Below are 16,353 nucleotides of genomic sequence, written 5' to 3' on the forward strand. Positions count from 1 at the left end.
ACATAGAGTGCATCATGCGAAGGTGAACGGATCGTTGCGGAGACGTTTCGTTGCAGTCGACAACAGGTTCAAATTTCAGCCAGGATAGCCTAAGTAACGTGACGTAGATCACTATCCGCCATGGTGCGGAGGCACCTGCCGCCGTAGCCATTCCTCCGCCCCGCCGCCCGCGGAGTCGCCCTCACCCCGCTCGTCGCGGGTGGTGTCCGGAAGAACGTCGCCGAAAATGCGCGCCAGCCGTGCCCGGTCGATCCGGGCACGGCTCGCCTTCTGTTCGTCGGTCACCTCGTCGCGCGGACGCGCACGATCACCGGACATGCCGTCATTCCTCCACCCACGACAACTCTTCGATCACGTGCGCAGCCAGCGGCAGCAGTATGGCCATTCCGTCCCGGATCGCAGGACGCGACGACGCGAGGTTCACGACGAGCGTCGAACCGGACACGCCCACCAGCCCACGCGACAGCCCGGCGTCCATGGCACCCGAAGCGAGTCCCGAGGAGCGCAATGCCTCCGCGATTCCGCGGATCTCGTGATCGAGTACGTCCTCGGTCGCGTCGGGGGTCACGTCGCGCGGGGTGACCCCGGTGCCGCCCACCGAGATCACCAGATCGACGCCACCGATCACCGCGGTGTTGAGTGCGTTGCGGATCTCGACCTCGTCGGCTGCGACGGTGACGACACCGTCGACGGCGAAACCACCCTCGACGAGAAGCTCCGTGACCAGCGGACCGGCCGAGTCGGGGCTGTCTCCGTGGGAGACGCGGTCGTCGACGATGACCACGAGCGCGCGGCCTTTACGAGGAGCTTCGAGTTCCATGAGGTCCACGGTAGTTTGCGGCTCGAAGGCACGCGCTTCTTGCGCCGGAATGTGAGCTATGTCCATGTCGTTCCTCATCGTCCGGCCGAATCTGCGGTGGTGACGACGTCGACGGTGGTCTCGTTGCCGTCGGACGTCCGGTAGGTGATCTTCACGGTGTCGCCGGGTGCGCGCGAGCGGATCGCCGCGATGAGCGCATCGCCGTCGGTGACCACTCGATCGTCCACCCGGACGATGAGCGCGTTGCCGGGGATACCGGCGCGGTCTGCCGGCCCGTCGGGCACGACCTCCACGACGCGCGCACCGTAGGAATTGTCCTGCGACGGGACCTGCACCCCGATGATCGCGTGTGTGGCCTTACCGGTGTCGACGAGTTCCTGCGCGACACGTCGCGCTTGTTCGACGGGAATCGCGAATCCGAGACCGATGGATCCGGACTGCCCGCCGGCCGTGGCGATCGCGGTGTTGATGCCGACGAGGCGGCCTTCCATGTCGACCAGCGCACCCCCGGAGTTGCCGGGATTGATCGCCGCGTCCGTCTGGATCGCGTCGATCACGGAGGACTGGTTGGCGCTGTCACCGCTCGTGGAGACGGGCCGGTTCAGTGCGGAGACGATGCCCGCCGTCACCGTGCTCTGCAGGCCCAGAGGCGAGCCCACGGCGACGACCTCCTGTCCCACAGCGAGGTTCTCGGAGTTGCCGAGTTCGATGGGTGCGAGGTCGGTGCGCCCCTCCACCTTGATCACGGCGATGTCGGAGACCGCGTCCGCTCCGATGATCGTGGCGGGCGCCGTGGAACCGTCCGAGAAGAAGACCGTCAGATTCGAGCCCTCGCCCCCACCGGCCACGACGTGGTTGTTGGTCAGGATGAGCCCGTCCGACGAGAGCACCACACCCGAACCCTCACCCGCACCGGTCCGGCCGAGGACCTCGATCCGCACGACGCTCGGTACGACCTTGTCGGCGACGGCCTGCACACTGCCCTCGGGCGCGGCGGCGACCGTGGTGGTCTCCGGCTTCGGAGCATCGAGGGAATTGACGACCGGACCGGACGAGTCACTCACCGACCACGCGCCTACCGCGCCACCGATACCGCCGCTGACCAGCGCCAATGCGACCGCACCGACAGCGAGTGCGGTGCGACCCGGCGCCCTGCGGGATCCCGTCGGCGGCGGAGGCGCCGGCTGCTGTGGCACGTGCGCATACGGGCCGGCGTATCCGCTCGGGCCGTAGGGCTGATGCTGGGGTTGGGGCTGCGGCGCTCCGGCGCCGCGGGTGGGGTCCTCACTCATTCGTCACTTCGCCTTCGTCCGCCAGGGCCACCGCGTGCAGGAAGGTCGATCCCGGCAGGCGGTGTCCGATCACTCGGGATACCCGGAGGCATCCCGTTCTTCTCCGTCCAGCATGGACCGAACAGCTGAGAGTCACCTCAGAAGTCGCCGCGATTTCGCTGTCGAATTCGCGCGGCCGAGATCGCATCACGGGCGGGTCACATCGGCTCGACGGGGTGCGCGTCCCCGTCGAGGCTCGGTGTACCGGGCAGCACGATGCGGATCAGCGCACCACCACGCTCGGAACGTTCGACGGCGATGGTGCCGCCGTGCTTCATCACGATCTGCCGCACGATCGCCAGTCCCAGGCCGGAACCCGGCATCGACCGCGCCGTCGTCGCGCGATAGAACCGCTCGAACACGAGCTCACGTTCCTCTTCGGGGATCCCCGGACCGGCATCGTCCACGCTCAGCTCCATCAGCCCGGCGCCGATCTGCCGCATGTGCACCACGACGTCCTGCCCGGCGGGGCTCCACTTCGCGGCGTTGTCGAGGACGTTGACGACCGCGCGGGTGAGCCCCGCCTGGTCTCCGAAGACGAACCACGGTTCGGTGGTCGCCCGGAATTCGATGTCGGTGCGGCGGCGACGCGCGCGTTCGAGACTGCGGTCCACCACCTCGGCGACATCCACGACCTCGAAGACCGTCTCCGGCGCATCCTCGCGCGCGAGGTCCACGAGATCGCCGACGAGCGTCGACAGCTCCTCGATCTGACCGACGACATCGGCCCGCAGCTCGGCCATGTCCTCGTCGGGCAGGCTCGGCGCACCCGGGCGGCTCGCCGCGATGAGCAGTTCCATGTTGGTCCGCAAGGAGGTCAAGGGCGTCTTCAGTTCGTGCCCCGCGTCGGCGACCAGCCGGCTCTGCCGCTCCCGCGACTCGGCGAGCGCCCGCAACATCATGTTGAAGCTCTCTGTGAGCCGGGCGAGTTCGTCGTGCCCGGTGACCCGGATGGGCCGCAGGTCGTCGGTCCGCGCGACCCGCTCGGCGGCGGCGGTGAGCCGGGCGACGGGACGCAGGCCCGTGCGGCCGACGGTCGCACCCACGGCCGCAGCGAGCACCACCCCGCACCCACCTACGACGAACAGCACGCTCGCCAGTCTGTTGAGGATCTCGACGGTGGGACGCAGTCGCTGTGCGATCACGACCGTACTGCCGTCCGGCATGCGCTGGGCCAGCACCCGCTGCTGAGCGACGGTACGCAGCGACGACTCGCGTTCTCCCTCCGCCACGGCCAGCTCGGGTTCGCCGATGGGCACCGACGAACCGGGCGGCACGTACCGGCCGAGATCGCTGTAGATCAGGGCCACGCTGATGTCCGAGCTGTAGAGCTGGGCACCGCCGATGTACCGCGGGTCGTACGTGATGAGAGTGCTCGACTCGACGAGCGCGGCGGCCCGCGCCCGCAACTGCGTGTCGACCTCCGAGTAGAGCGCCCGGGACACCACGGCGTAGGCCGCGATGGACGTCACCGCGACGGCGAGCGCCACCGCGCCGGCGGCGAGCAGGGTGACCCGGGTGCGCAACGGCACCGAACGGGTGAGCAACATCGGTGGTCTCATGAGTGGCTCACGGCGGGGTCTCGCGGAGTACGTATCCGACACCACGCACCGTGTGGATCAAGCGCGGTTCTCCGCCTGCCTCGGTCTTGCGCCGCAGATAGCCCACGTACACCTCGAGCGCGTTCCCCGAGGTCGGGAAGTCGTAACCCCACACCTCCTCGAGGATGCGGCTGCGGGTGAGCACCCTCCTCGGATTCGCCATGAGCATCTCCATCAGGGCGAACTCGGTGCGGGTGAGGCTGATCTGCCGATCACCGCGGGTGACCTCGCGGGTCGCCGGGTCGAGGCTCAGATCCTCGAACCGCAGCACCTCGTCCGCGGAGGCGTCGGGATCGGGGACGGCCCGGCGCAGCAGCGCCCGCAACCGCGCGAGCAGCTCTTCGAGCGCGAACGGTTTGGGCAGGTAGTCGTCGGCCCCCGCATCGAGACCTGCGACCCGCTCGGAAACCGAGTCACGCGCGGTGAGCACGAGGATCGGCAGGTCGTCACCCGTGCTGCGCAAGCGGCGGCACACCTCGAGCCCGTCGACGCGCGGCATCATGACATCGAGCACCATGGCGTCCGGCCGGGACGCGGCGACCTGCTCGAGTGCATCCTGCCCGTCGGTTGCAAGGTCGACGGTGTATCCGTTGAAGCTCAGGGACCGGCGCAGTGACTCCCGCACCGCACGGTCGTCGTCGACCACCAGAATGCGCATGATCACCATTGTGGCCCGCCACTACTGAGAGCGCGCTGAGAACCGCGCCGGGTACTGCAGCGTCCACCCCACCGCGCCGGTCCGGTAGCATTACCCAATCGAGACGCTGCGGACGGCCGCCCGCGCGGCCACCTGCGAAAGTTCGGGCTCTCACGAGTGCGTGACTCGCCCACCGCGGGGAACTACCCGGCGTCCACAAGTCGAGTTGGTGAGGAGCGAGATATGGCAGTCAAGCGAGGACCGTCGAAGAAGTCGCGTGCCGTCGAAGGACGCAAGCCCAAGAAGAACCCGCTCTTCGCGGCGAAGATCGAGTACGTCGACTACAAGGACGTCAACCTGCTCCGCACCTTCATCTCCGATCGCGGCAAGATCCGCAGCCGCCGCGTCACCGGCCTCACGCCGCAGCAGCAGCGTCAGGTGGCCGTCGCGGTGAAGAACGCGCGCGAGATGGCTCTGCTCCCCTACGTCTCCAGCAAGTAGGCCGACGCTTCCGACGCCGCCCCCTCCCACCCGGAGGGGGCGGCGTCGTCGTGTGCGCCCGGCGCCTGGTGACGGGAGCCGTCCACGGGATCCTTAGACTGAGCAACCGTGTCGGGCGTGATCGCGGGGTTCAGTGTCATCTTCGTGATCATCGCCATCGGTTTCACGCTGGGACGTCTGGGCACTCTCGGCCACGAAGCGCAGACGGTGCTCAGCCGACTCGTCTTCTTCGTCGCCACTCCCGCGCTGCTGTTCGACGTGCTCGCGACGTCCGACCTGTCGGTCGTCTTCTCACCCAACCTCTACATCGCGGCACTCACGGCGTTCGCCGTCGCGATCGTGTACTTCGTCGCCGCCAGGGCGTGGCTGCGCCGCGCGGTCCCGGAGGCGACCGTCGGGGCACTGTGCGCCGGCTACGTCAACTCCGCGAATCTCGGTATCCCGATCGCGGTGTTCGTGCTCGGCGACGCCTCCATCGTCGCCCCGCTGCTGCTGTTCCAGATCGTCGTGCTCTCCCCCATCGCGCTGACGATGCTCGACCTGTCGACGATGCGAGCCGGGGTGTCGCGGCGGCTCGACACCCTGCTCGCCCCGTTCAAGAACCCCATCGTCCTGGCCGCCGCGGCCGGACTGGCGATCGCGATCAGTGGATGGACCCCACCGGAAGCGCTGCTGCAGCCGTTCCACCTGCTCGGCGGGGCATCGGTGCCCGGCGCGCTGCTCGCGTTCGGGTTGTCGCTGCAGGGGGTCCGGGTCCTGAAGAAGGGGACGAGTCCCCGGCGCGACATCGCGCTCGCGTCGGTGCTCAAGGTCCTCGTCCAGCCCGTACTCGCCTACCTGCTGGGGCGTTTCGCGTTCGGCCTCGACGACCATGCCCTGTTCGCGGTGGTCGTGGTCGCGGCGCTGCCCACCGCACAGAACGTGTTCGTCTATGCGAGCGCCTACGGCCGGGGCACGGTTCTCGCCCGCGACGCCGCACTCGTCACCACCCTCGCGTCCGTCCCCGCAATCGGGGTGATCGCCGCACTGCTGGCGTGATGGACCCCGGAGACAGGAATACCGTGGGATACATGGGTTCGATCGTCGGAGTTGCCCGGGGATTGTGCGTCCTCGCGATGTGCCTCGTGCTCGCGGCGTGCGGGTCGGACGACCCGGACGTCCCGTCGCTGCCCGAAGCACCTGCTCCGACGGGTGCGACGAAGTTCTGGCCGCGCGCGGACATCGTCGACCCGCGTCCGCTGCCCGTCACGTCGTGGTCACGTCTGAGCGACGACCGGATCGCAGTGCACTTCGAGACGGGAACCCCCGAATGTTTCGGGGTGGACGCGACCGTCACCGAAACGGAGGACGCCGTGACGGTGACGCTGCTCGGCGGCACGCTGCCCGAGATGCAGGACCGCATGTGCGTCATGATCGCCGTCGCCGGCACCCTCGAGGTGCCCTTGCCGTCACCGCTCGGCGAGCGGGCCGTGATCGTCGGCGCCTGAGGCATGCACCGTCCTCCTCGTCACTGGCTGCTGTATCTGTGCCTGGCCACCGCTCTGCTGCACGCTGCCTTCCAGTCGATCCGTGTGCTGGTCTCCTACCGGATCCTCGCGCTGGGTGGTGATGCGACGACGATCGGCGCCGTCACCGCGCTCTACGCGCTCGTGCCCCTGGTGGCCGCGGTGCGTCTCGGTCGCGCCGTCGATCGCGGCCACGCGACGATCGTCCTGCGTGCGGGCATCGTGGTCACCACGGCCGGCGCGGCCCTGATCGCCCTCAGTTCGGGATTGGTGGTGCTCGCAGCCGGCAACATCGTGCTCGGCCTGGGGCAGCTGCTCGTCACGGTGTCCGGGCAGGCGTTCGTATCGATCCTCTCGCCTCCGGGCACGCTGGATCGCGGCTTCGCCGGCATCACGCTGGGCGTGTCGCTCGGGCAGGCCGTGGGTGTGCCGGTCGCCGGCGTGATCGCCGCGGCCACCGGCGACGGGAACGGAACCGTCGAGACCACCGGGGCGTTGCTGGTGATGACAGCGGTTTCGCTGCTCGCTCTGCCGCTGGTGCTGACACTGCGCGAGCCGCCCGGATCGGGCCGCACGGCAGAGGACGGCGCACCTCAGTCGATCCGGTCGATGCTCGCGACGAAGGGCATGAAACCGGCGATGCTGTCGAGTCTGGTGGTCCTCGCGTCCGTCGATCTCGTCGTCGCCTACCTGCCGCTGCTCGGCGAGCAGTTCGGTTTCGGTGTTCTCCTGGTGTCGATCCTGCTCACCGCCCGCACCGCGGCCTCGATCCTCTCGCGTGCCCTGCTGCCCTGGGCCCTGCGACACATTCCACGCAGGTGGCTCCTCGTCTCCGCGACCGCCGGCACGATCGTGCCCGTCGCGCTGATTCCACTGGTTCCGAATCCGTGGGTGATCGGTGCGCTGCTCGCGCTGTGCGGGACGTTCTGGGGTGTCGGCCAGCCCTTGACGATGACGTGGGTGGTCGAGCTCGTCGCTCCGTCCGACCGGGCATCGGCGCTGGCGGTGCGATTGACCGGCAACCGTCTCGGGCAGGTCGCGGTGCCGCTCGCTGCCGGCGCGATCGCGGGAATCGCCGGAGTCGCCTCGATCTTCTGGGTCACCGCGGTGCTGCTGTCCGCTGCCGCGACCTCCACGTGGAGGGCGGTGAGAAGCTAGGACCGTCGCCGGGCGCGAACGTAGTCGGCGACGACCGCCGCTCCGAGCCCGTCGACGTCCGGCGCGACGACCCGTCCCCCCACGCGGCGCGCGAGCACGTCGACGATCCGCGCCAGTCCGGGATCGCTGCCGAGCCGGAAGATCGTCACCTGGGCGCCGAGCCGTGCGATGTGGTCGAATTCGCGCACCGTCAGTCCCAGGGTGCGGGCACTCGGTGGGTAATCGAACGCCGCGAAGCCGTCCGGTTCGAGATGCGCCGTGGGCTCCCCGTCGGTGACGACGAAGACCACCGGCTGCGCCTCGGGATGACGGCGGAGATGCCTGCCGGCGAGCAGCAGGGCGTGGTGCAGATTGGTGCCCTGCTCGTAGACGCCGTCGAGCCCGGCGAGTTCGGTCGCCGACACCACACGCGCGTGCCGCCCGAATGCGATCAGTTGCAGGGCGTCCCCACGGAAGCGGGTGGACACCAGGTGGTTCAGCGCGAGGGCGGTGCGCTTCATCGGCACCCAGCGACCGTCCATGACCATCGAAAACGACGTGTCGACGAGCAGGGCGACCGCTGCCTGCGTCCGCTGCTCGGTCTCGATCACCTCGACGTCCTGCACCGACAACCGCACGGGCAGACCCGGACTGCGCAGGGTCGCGTTGGTGAGGGTACGCACCACATCCCACGGTTCCGTGTCGCCGAACTCCCAGGTCTTCGACGCCCCGGTGGGCTCACCGAGCACCCCGGCCCTACGCGATTCCCGTTGCCCGGCGCGGGACGAGATGCGGTTCACCACGTCACGCAGCGCCGCCTCCCCGAGTCGCCGCATCGCCTTGGGCGACAGCCGCCACTGCCCGTCGGCGCCCCGGTCGAAGAATCCCTGCCGCTGCAGTTCCTTCTCGAGTTCGGCGAGCGTGCGGGCATCGGCTGCGGCTTCGGGACCGAGATGGCGTGCGAGAGCGTCGAGGTCGATGTCGTCGAGGGACGCACCTGCATACTGTTGCGACAACTGTTCTGCGAGCTGGTCGAGTTCCGAGATCTCCTGCAGGGCGGCCGTGGCCTCGCCGAGGCCCATCCCCTCTTCGCCCCGCACCTGCTCCGAACCCGTCCAGTCCTCACCGGGGCGTGTCGCGCGCAGGTGACCGTCGAGACGATCGAGCTGGTTCGTCAGCGACGGCGATCCGAAGGCCTGCTGCGCGAGAGCGTCGAGTTCGTCGCGCTGTTCCGGGGTGAGCGAATTGCGCAGACGCTGCGCGGCCGCCGCGCGTTGCGCGAGAGAATCGAGCAGTTCCTCCACGTTCTGCGGATTCTCGGGGAAGAACTCCCCGTGCTCGGCCATGAACTGCTCGAAGTCCTCGTCGGTGTCCTCGCCGCGCGCATGCTTGTCGAGCAGGTCGTTGAGGTCGTCGAGCATGTCGGTGATGCGTTGACGGTCCTCGTCGGTGGCACCCTCGAGTGCCTGCTTCATCCCGGCGAAGCGCTGATCGAGCATCTCGCGGCCGAGCAGGTCGCGGATCTTCTCGTAGTCCTGTCGCGCCTGCGGACTGCGCCAGTCGTAGTCGGCGAGTTCCTGCACCGCCTGCGCCGTCGAGGTCGGCAGTTCCTCGATCTGCATCTCCGCGAACCGCGCGTCGTCGTCGAGCGCGCGGGCGAGTTCCTTGCGTTCCTCGAGCACCGCCCGGTCGAGCAGTTCGCGTACCTCGCGGAGCGTGCCGTCGAGGTTGGTCCGGTCGATCAGCTCCCGGCGACGCCGATTGGCCTGGGCGGCAATCTTGTCCAGACCCCGCATGTCGCCCTGCCCGCGGCGCAGCAACTCCCGCAGCGCGCGCTGCGGTGACGCGCCCGCCATCACGTCGTCGCCGATCGCGGCGAGCGCGTCGCGCAGGTCCACCGGCGGGGCGAGCGGGTCGCCCCCGGCGTACGGACCGTAGCGGGCCGACCTGCTCATCGGGAGTACACCGCCGAACCGTCGTCACCGGTGTCCTTGGCGATCCGCCGCGCCAGATACAGCCCTTCGAGGGCGAGTTCCACCGCCGCGGCGCGACTTCCGGTGTCGGTGGCACCGAGGCGGTCGGCGACGACGTCGAGGACCGGCAGTTCCGGGAGTTCGTCGAGCAACGCCTTCGCGGTGATCCGCTCACCGGTGATCACCGGATCTCCTCCCTCGACAGCGGAGACGAGGGGCGCCAGGTCGACACCCGCGAGCCGCGAGCGGGCGGTCTCGGCCGTGGCGCGACGCAGGAGATGATCGAGAATCTCGAATTCTCTTCCCTCTTCGCCCGATTCGAACTCCACCTTGCCGCGGAGCACCTCGACGACGGTGGCCAGATCCACCGGCCGCGCGACGGGATCGTCCTCGCCCAGGACCGCACCGCGGTGCAGAGCCGCGGCGGAAACGGTTTCGGCACCGGCGACGGCGAATCGCGCGGAGACACCCGACCGCTGGTCGACGGATGTCGACTCCCGCAGCAGCCGCGTGAACCGTGCCAGGATCTCGAGCAGATAGTCGGGCACGCGGGCCTGCAGGTGCGCCTCCTGCTCGATGACGGCGACCTCGTCCTCGAGCCTGGTCGGATAGTGCGTGCGGATCTCCGCTCCGAAACGGTCCTTGAGCGGAGTGATGATGCGTCCGCGGTTGGTGTAGTCCTCGGGGTTCGCGCTCGCGACGAGCAACACGTCCAGCGGCAGCCGCAGGGTGTAGCCGCGGACCTGGATATCGCGCTCCTCCATGACGTTGAGCAGCGCAACCTGAATACGTTCGGCGAGGTCGGGCAGTTCGTTGACCGCGACGATCCCGCGGTGTGCCCGGGGTACGAGACCGAAGTGGATCGTCTCGGGATCGCCGAGGCTGCGGCCCTCGGCCACCTTCACGGGGTCGACGTCACCGACCAGATCGGCGACCGAGGTGTCGGGGGTCGCGAGCTTCTCCGCGTACCGCTCGCTGCGGTGACGCCACGCGATCGGCAGATCGTCGCCGAGTTCTGCCGCGCGTCGCACCGAGGCCGGCGTGATGGGCTCGTAGGGATGCTCGCCGAGTTCCGAACCGGCGATGACCGGAGTCCACTCGTCGAGCATCAGCGGCAGGGTGCGCAGGAGCCGGGTCTTGCCCTGACCGCGTTCGCCGAGGAGAACCACGTCGTGGCCGGCGATGAGGGCGCGTTCGAGTTGGGGAACGACGGTGTCCTCGAATCCGAGGATGCCGGGCCAGGGATCGGTCCCGTCGCGCAGCGCGGCGAGCAGGTTGTGGCGGATCTCGTCCTTGACGGACCGGTGCACGTGGCCGGAGGCGCGGAGCTCTCCGAGGGTGGAGGGGCGCGATGTGGGTGACGTCACCTCACCCAAGGTACGACCGAACCGCCGTTTCGGCATCCACAACCTGGGGTGAATCCTCCGCCCCGTCCGCCGCGCGGGCCCGCCCGCGGTCGTGGACGGACCGGGGCGCCCTCGCTACCGGCAGGACCGGCGGCTTCTGATAGACACATGTGCATGTCGGACTCCGAGATCACCTTTTCCAGCGGCGACGTCACCTTGCACGGCAGTGTGCGGGTACCCGTCTCCATGAGGGGTCCGGTGCCGGGGGTCCTGTTGCTCGCCGGTAGCGGCCCCACCGACCGCAACGGCGACAGCGCACTGCTGCCGGGATCGATCGGCACGCTGCGTCACCTCGCCGACGTCCTCGAACGCAAGGGATTCGCGAGCCTGCGATACGACAAGCTCGGCAGCGGCGTCACCGCCCTCGGCCCGTACAGCGTCGAGGACGTCGCCGATCTCGGGTTCTCGACCTTCATCGATGCCGCTTCGGACGCACTCGCGTTTCTCGGTTCCCAGCGCGGTGTCGACGCGCAGCGCCTGTACGTCGTCGGGCACAGCGAGGGTGCGCTCATCGCGCTGTCGCTCGCCCAGGACAACGATTCGATCGCCGGCCTCGGGCTGCTCGAACCGCTCGCCGTGCGACTGCTCGACCTGCTGACCGCGCAGATCGACGCCCAGCTCGATGCCGTGGTCGCCGCGCGGCAGCTTCCCATCCAGATCGCCGACGAACTGCGGGTCGCGCTCACCGGTGCCGTCGAGTCGTTGCGCGCCGACGGCACCCTCAGCGACAACCTGCCCGAGCCGCTGCGCAACGCCGGGCTGGTCTCGGCGAATGCGAAGGCCCTCGCAGAAGAGGACGCGCTCGATCCGCGGATGCTCGCCGCGCAGGTCGCCGGCGACCTGCCGGTCCTGTCCAGCGTCTCCACCAAGGACATCCAGGTGCGGGTCGAGGACGTCGACGCGCTCGAGGCGGCGCTGGTGCACACCCGGTTGACGTCCCTGCGCATGACGCACACCAACCACGTGCTCAAGGACATCGGCGACCAGCAGTCGACCGGAGCCGACTACGTCGCGGATCTGCCCTTCTCGAAGGAGTTCACGTCCGGTTTCGAAGCGTGGCTCGACGAGCTGAAGGGCTGAGACCCGAAGGGCTGTGTGCCGAGCCCCCGAGGCCTGTCAGCGGGGCCGGCGAGAACCGCTCGGGCGGCCGAGGGATCGTCGACGTGGAGCGCGAGCCGGCGCACGACCGCGGGCCGGCGGCGACGCTCGAAGAGCGCGGGTGGGAGCACCTCGATCGGCCGATCGAGCACGATGTCGACCTCGGTGCCGTCGGGGCCGGGCAGGAACAGCACGTCGTCGACAACGCCGGCTTCGGTGGGCTGGAACCTCTTCCGTGGCACGCACTGTCGCAGGTCGCCGCGATCGATACGTGCGACGATCCGGTGACCGTCGCGGATCGTGACGGTGTCTCGCGTGACCAGATGCGGGTGGACGACGCGGTCCGCGAGCCAAGCCGCCATGAGAAACAGGGAGTACAGCGAGAGCACCAGGAGCGTCCAGCGCAGCCACGGCCACGGCACCAGCAGATGAACGATGCCGATCTCGACGAGGGAGGCCACGGCGAACGCGATCGGCACGGCCGTCGTTCCGCGGGTGTATCCGATCGTCTCGACACCGGGGCCCGCTCCCACCCTGCGCCGGGTGCCCCAGCACCACAGTGCCCGGAGGGTGCGCCCCTTCGCTCGCATCAGTGTGACGGGGATCCGGCCGACGAGGTGGACTGCGGGGGCGTTCATCGCGGACCCGGAGCGGCGAGCCGGCGGAGAATGCCCCGTGCCGCGGCCTGCTGGGCGGGATCGGGCAGCATCTCGGCGATCGCTTCGTGATTCGACTCGATCGCAGGCGCGGCTTCCGTGGCCCAGGCTTCGAGTGTGTCGACCAGGCCCGGAACGGCGCGGAACAGAGCGACCAGGCCGTCGGCGACGGCGGCGATCTCGTCCGCGGCGTCACGCGGGTCACGGCCGGCGAGGACACCGAAACGGCGATAGGCGGCCACGACTTCGTGCCTGCGCGGCGGATCGTCGAGGAGTGCGTGCAGCGCGTCGAAGAATGTCCCGGGGGCCTGGCCGGTCAGCGCGAGCATCTCGCAGCTGTCGCGTTCGGTCTCGAACAACGCCCGGACGCGGGGATCGTGTTCGCCGGCGATGAGTTCGTCGAATGCCTCGGCGATCGGTTTCGGTAAGGGCGAGAGCGGTTCACCGTTGCGGTGACGGCGCAGCATTTCCGCCAGAGAATTGCGCTTGACCTGCAAGGTCCGGATCTCGGCATCGGCCACGGCCAGCAGGGACTCGAGGTCCGCGGTCAGATCCGACGCCGATTCGGCGTCCTGTGAGCCGGGGCGTCCGCCGAGCACCGTGGCCACCGAGCCGAGGGGCACACCCGACTGGGCCAGCCAGCGAATGCGGAGCAGCCGCACGAGGTCCGCGAAGGTGTAGACACGATACCCACCGGGGGTCCGTTCCGGCTCCGGCATGAGGCCGAGCCGATGGTAGTGCCGAACGGCACGAACCGTGGTGTCCGCAGCGTGGGCGAGTTCTCCGATTCTCATGCGCTCAGCATCGACCCTGACGCTACGTCAGGGTCAAGCCCGGCGCTGCGTGCCGAAATGTTCCGGTCGCCGCGGAAACAACAAATGTCCATTCCGCGTTGTTCGTGTATGGTGATCCGTTAACCCGCTGGTTCACACGAGAAAGGTACGGTCCGATGCGATACAAGCAGATGTATGTAGCCGGTTGCCCCGTACCGTTCTCGCACCTTTTCTTCCACGTCGCGGCGGAGCGATCCCGAGAATAGAAGTCACACGACGACTCTTTCTCGGGCACTCGGGGCACATACGCCCCGGGTGCCCTTTCTCATCCCCCACCGCGTCCCCACACACAAGATCACGTTCGACAGGAGAACATCATGAAACTACGGATCGAATCCGGCGGCACCGTGCCGACCGATCTGCCCGACGACCTGACCGGTCACGCGATCACCATCGATCTCAGCCGCGTGGGTGGCACCGACTGCGGTGCCGCCTCGGCCGATCTGATCCGCGAACTGCTCGACCGCGGTGCGGCCAAGCTGGTCATCTCGGAAGGTCGCGGTCAGCGGCCCGCCGACACCACCCCGCACGACGGCGGCACCCACGCACACGCCGCCTGAGCGGAGCGCGCGCGGGTGCCGCTGTGTCGTCCGATGCGCGGATACCGCGCTGCTCGCCTAGTGCGCGAAGTGCCGTGCGCCGGTGAGGTACAGCGTCACACCGGCTTCACGAGCGGCCTCGACCACCTCGTTGTCGCGCACCGAGCCGCCGGGCTGAACGATGGCCTTCACGCCGGCCTCGGTGAGAACCTGCAGACCGTCGGCGAACGGGAAGAAGGCGTCCGACGCGGCCACCGAGCCCACCACACGCTCACCCGCACGGGCGACCGCCAGCCGCGAGGAGTCCACCCGGTTGACCTGACCCATGCCGACACCGACCGTCGCGCCGCCGGAGACGAGCAGAATCGCGTTGGATTTCACGGCACGCACCGTGCGCCAGGCGAATTCGAGGTCGCGCAGGGTCGCGGCGTCGGCAGGTTCGCCGCATGCGAGCTGCCAGGCGGCCGGCGAGTCACCCTCGGCGTCGAGAGCGTCGCGCTCCTGCACGAGCAGGCCACCCGAGATCTGTCGGATCTCGAGCTGGGCCGACGCGGGTGAATCGGCGCGCAGGATACGGATGTTCTTCTTGCGGGAGAGCACCTCGACGGCACCGTCGGCATACGCGGGGGCGATGATCACCTCGGTGAAGATCTCCGCGACCTGCTCGGCCATCTCCACGCTCACCTCACGGTTCGCGGCGATGACGCCACCGAAGGCCGACACCGGGTCGCACTCGTGGGCGTTGCGGTGCGCGGTCGCGATGTCGTCGGCGATCGCGATGCCACACGGGTTGGCGTGCTTGATGATTGCGACGCACGGCTCGCTGTGGTCGTGCGCGGCACGCCATGCGGCGTCGGCGTCCTGATAGTTGTTGTAGGACATCTCCTTGCCGTGGAGCTGCTCGGCCTGCGCCAGACCCGGCTCACCGGCGCCCTCCACGTACAGCGCGGCGGCCTGATGCGGATTCTCGCCGTAGCGAAGCACATTCGCGCGAGTCCAGGTCGCGCCCGTCCATGCCGGGAACTGCGATTCGTCGCCCTCGGGCTTCGCGTAGTCACCGTTCATCCAGCTCGCCACCGCGACGTCGTAGGCGGCGGTGTGCTGGAAAGCCTGTGCCGCAAGACGCTTGCGCTGTGCGAGAGTGAAACCTCCGCCCTCGACGGCCGCGAGGACGTCACCGTAGGCTGCGGGGTCGACGACGACCGCGACGGACGGGTGGTTCTTCGCTGCGGCCCGCACCATCGACGGACCGCCGATGTCGATCTGCTCGACGCACTCGTCGGGGCTCGCCCCCGAGGCGACCGTCTCGGTGAACGGGTAGAGATTCACGACGACGAGCTCGAACGCCTCGATGCCCAGATCGGCGATCTGGTCGAGGTGGTCCTGCTTGCGGGTGTCGGCGAGGATTCCGGCGTGCACACGCGGATGCAGTGTCTTCACACGGCCTTCGAGACACTCGGGGAAGCCGGTCAATTCCTCGACCTTCGTCACCGGCACTCCTGCGTCGGCGATCGTCTTGGCCGTGGAGCCGGTGGAGACCAGCTCGACTCCCGCCGCGTGGAGCCCTGTCGCCAGCTCCACCAGTCCGCTCTTGTCGTACACGCTGACCAGCGCGCGGCGCACAGTCTTACGTTCGGTCACCGGGGATCACGGCCTTTCGTCCATCGGAAACAACTCCACGGGTGGCGACGGCGGCGACCACCTCGGCCAGTAGCCGTCGCTCCACAACCTTGATGCGTTCGTGCAGGCTCTCCTCGTCGTCACCGTCGAGGACCGGCACGGGTTCCTGCGCGAGAATCGGGCCCGTGTCGACACCGCCGTCGACGAGATGCACCGTCGAACCGGTGACCTTGACGCCGTAGGCCAGGGCGTCGGGAACCGCGTGCGCGCCGGGGAAGGACGGCAGCAGCGCGGGATGCGTGTTGATGATGCGGCCGGCGAACCGCTCGAGAAATGCCGGACCGAGGATCTTCATGAACCCCGCGGTCACGACGATGTCCGGATGGTGAGCGGCGACCGCCTCCGTGAGCGCTCGATCCCACGCCGCGCGGTCCTCGTAGTCCCGCAACGCGACGCGGAAGGAGGGGATCTCGTCGGCGGCCGCATGCCCTTCGGCCGGACACTCGCGGTCGACACCGACGGCGACGACGGTCGCGGGGTATCCGTCCGCACGGGCGGCGTCGAGCAGAGAGTGCAGCAGGCTGCCGGTTCCCGAGGCGAGGACGACGAGCCGCGCCGGCGCTGTGGGCGGCAGCTGGTCACGCGAGGCAGTCAGGGTCCACTCCTGTGAGGTCGAGGTGGGTCGGCCGCTGGTCC

General features: G+C 68.9%; 17 protein-coding genes and 1 pseudogene. 7 read left to right on the top strand and 11 right to left on the bottom strand.

Features of this window, described 5'->3' with window-relative positions:
- Window positions 1–111 precede the first annotated feature (111 nt).
- From MOM01_RS11050 to MOM01_RS11070, 5 genes are all read right to left on the bottom strand, one after another.
- Complete coding sequence (locus MOM01_RS11050) at window positions 112–318, bottom strand: hypothetical protein (protein ID WP_241385461.1); 207 nt, start codon at window positions 316–318, stop codon at window positions 112–114.
- 4 nt (window positions 319–322) lie between these two features.
- Window positions 323–820 carry a MogA/MoaB family molybdenum cofactor biosynthesis protein gene (locus MOM01_RS11055; RefSeq protein ID WP_241385462.1) on the bottom strand — a complete coding sequence of 166 codons (498 nt, stop codon included), beginning with the start codon at window positions 818–820 and terminating at the stop codon, window positions 323–325.
- 74 nt (window positions 821–894) lie between these two features.
- The gene (locus tag MOM01_RS11060) at window positions 895–2,112 is read right to left on the bottom strand and encodes a S1C family serine protease (RefSeq protein ID WP_241385463.1); all 1,218 of its coding nucleotides are present in this window, start codon (window positions 2,110–2,112) and stop codon (window positions 895–897) included.
- Window positions 2,113–2,309: 197 nt separating this feature from the next.
- The gene (locus tag MOM01_RS11065; protein WP_241385464.1) at window positions 2,310–3,713 is read right to left on the bottom strand and encodes a HAMP domain-containing sensor histidine kinase; all 1,404 of its coding nucleotides are present in this window, start codon (window positions 3,711–3,713) and stop codon (window positions 2,310–2,312) included.
- Between the two features lie 7 nt (window positions 3,714–3,720).
- On the bottom strand, window positions 3,721–4,410 hold the full coding sequence (locus tag MOM01_RS11070) for a response regulator transcription factor (RefSeq protein ID WP_241385465.1): 690 nt from the start codon (window positions 4,408–4,410) through the stop codon (window positions 3,721–3,723).
- Between the two features lie 39 nt (window positions 4,411–4,449).
- Here MOM01_RS11070 and MOM01_RS11075 point away from each other — a divergent pair.
- The 5 genes and pseudogenes from MOM01_RS11075 to MOM01_RS11095 form a co-directional block, all read left to right on the top strand.
- A pseudogene (locus tag MOM01_RS11075) lies at window positions 4,450–4,622 on the top strand (30S ribosomal protein S14); the annotation flags it as partial.
- Between the two features lie 10 nt (window positions 4,623–4,632).
- Window positions 4,633–4,890 carry a 30S ribosomal protein S18 gene (gene rpsR / locus MOM01_RS11080; RefSeq protein WP_006553776.1) on the top strand — a complete coding sequence of 86 codons (258 nt, stop codon included), beginning with the start codon at window positions 4,633–4,635 and terminating at the stop codon, window positions 4,888–4,890.
- A gap of 108 nt (window positions 4,891–4,998) precedes the next feature.
- Window positions 4,999–5,928, top strand: a complete 930-nt coding sequence (locus MOM01_RS11085; protein ID WP_241385466.1) for an AEC family transporter — start codon at window positions 4,999–5,001, stop codon at window positions 5,926–5,928.
- Between the two features lie 32 nt (window positions 5,929–5,960).
- Complete coding sequence (locus MOM01_RS11090) at window positions 5,961–6,377, top strand: hypothetical protein (protein ID WP_241385467.1); 417 nt, start codon at window positions 5,961–5,963, stop codon at window positions 6,375–6,377.
- 3 nt (window positions 6,378–6,380) lie between these two features.
- Complete coding sequence (locus MOM01_RS11095) at window positions 6,381–7,553, top strand: MFS transporter (protein WP_241385468.1); 1,173 nt, start codon at window positions 6,381–6,383, stop codon at window positions 7,551–7,553.
- On the opposite strand, the gene MOM01_RS11100 is transcribed toward MOM01_RS11095, so the two are convergent.
- Window positions 7,550–9,487 carry a vWA domain-containing protein gene (locus tag MOM01_RS11100; RefSeq protein WP_241385469.1) on the bottom strand — a complete coding sequence of 646 codons (1,938 nt, stop codon included), beginning with the start codon at window positions 9,485–9,487 and terminating at the stop codon, window positions 7,550–7,552. The genes MOM01_RS11095 and MOM01_RS11100 overlap by 4 nt on opposite strands.
- Window positions 9,484–10,872 carry an ATP-binding protein gene (locus MOM01_RS11105; RefSeq protein WP_241385470.1) on the bottom strand — a complete coding sequence of 463 codons (1,389 nt, stop codon included), beginning with the start codon at window positions 10,870–10,872 and terminating at the stop codon, window positions 9,484–9,486. Before MOM01_RS11105 ends, MOM01_RS11100 begins: the two co-directional genes overlap by 4 nt.
- A 153-nt stretch (window positions 10,873–11,025) precedes the next feature.
- On the opposite strand from MOM01_RS11105, the gene MOM01_RS11110 reads away from it, so the two are divergent.
- Entirely contained in the window at window positions 11,026–11,991 is a 966-nt protein-coding gene (locus MOM01_RS11110; protein ID WP_241385471.1) for an alpha/beta hydrolase, read from the top strand.
- Here MOM01_RS11110 and MOM01_RS11115 read toward each other — a convergent pair.
- Window positions 11,916–12,647 carry a hypothetical protein gene (locus MOM01_RS11115; protein ID WP_241385472.1) on the bottom strand — a complete coding sequence of 244 codons (732 nt, stop codon included), beginning with the start codon at window positions 12,645–12,647 and terminating at the stop codon, window positions 11,916–11,918. The two genes, MOM01_RS11110 and MOM01_RS11115, sit on opposite strands and share 76 nt — an antisense overlap.
- Window positions 12,644–13,459: a MerR family transcriptional regulator gene (locus tag MOM01_RS11120; RefSeq protein WP_241385473.1), complete on the bottom strand. Its 816-nt coding sequence runs from the start codon at window positions 13,457–13,459 to the stop codon at window positions 12,644–12,646. The genes MOM01_RS11115 and MOM01_RS11120 overlap by 4 nt, the downstream gene beginning before the upstream one ends.
- A 356-nt stretch (window positions 13,460–13,815) precedes the next feature.
- Here MOM01_RS11120 and MOM01_RS11125 point away from each other — a divergent pair, with 356 nt between their 5' ends.
- Entirely contained in the window at window positions 13,816–14,058 is a 243-nt protein-coding gene (locus MOM01_RS11125) for a DUF1186 family protein (RefSeq protein ID WP_241385474.1), read from the top strand.
- Between the two features lie 57 nt (window positions 14,059–14,115).
- Here MOM01_RS11125 and purH read toward each other — a convergent pair whose 3' ends face one another.
- A complete protein-coding gene (gene purH / locus MOM01_RS11130) occupies window positions 14,116–15,678 on the bottom strand; it encodes a bifunctional phosphoribosylaminoimidazolecarboxamide formyltransferase/IMP cyclohydrolase (RefSeq protein ID WP_241385475.1) in 1,563 nt (520 codons plus the stop codon).
- Window positions 15,665–16,312, bottom strand: coding sequence for a phosphoribosylglycinamide formyltransferase (purN, locus tag MOM01_RS11135; RefSeq protein WP_241385510.1), 648 nt, complete (start codon window positions 16,310–16,312; stop codon window positions 15,665–15,667). The genes purH and purN overlap by 14 nt, the downstream gene beginning before the upstream one ends.
- Between the last annotated feature and the right edge of the window lie 41 nt (window positions 16,313–16,353).

The organism is Rhodococcus sp. CH91 (genome assembly GCF_022554085.1).
GTDB lineage: Bacteria > Actinomycetota > Actinomycetes > Mycobacteriales > Mycobacteriaceae > Rhodococcus.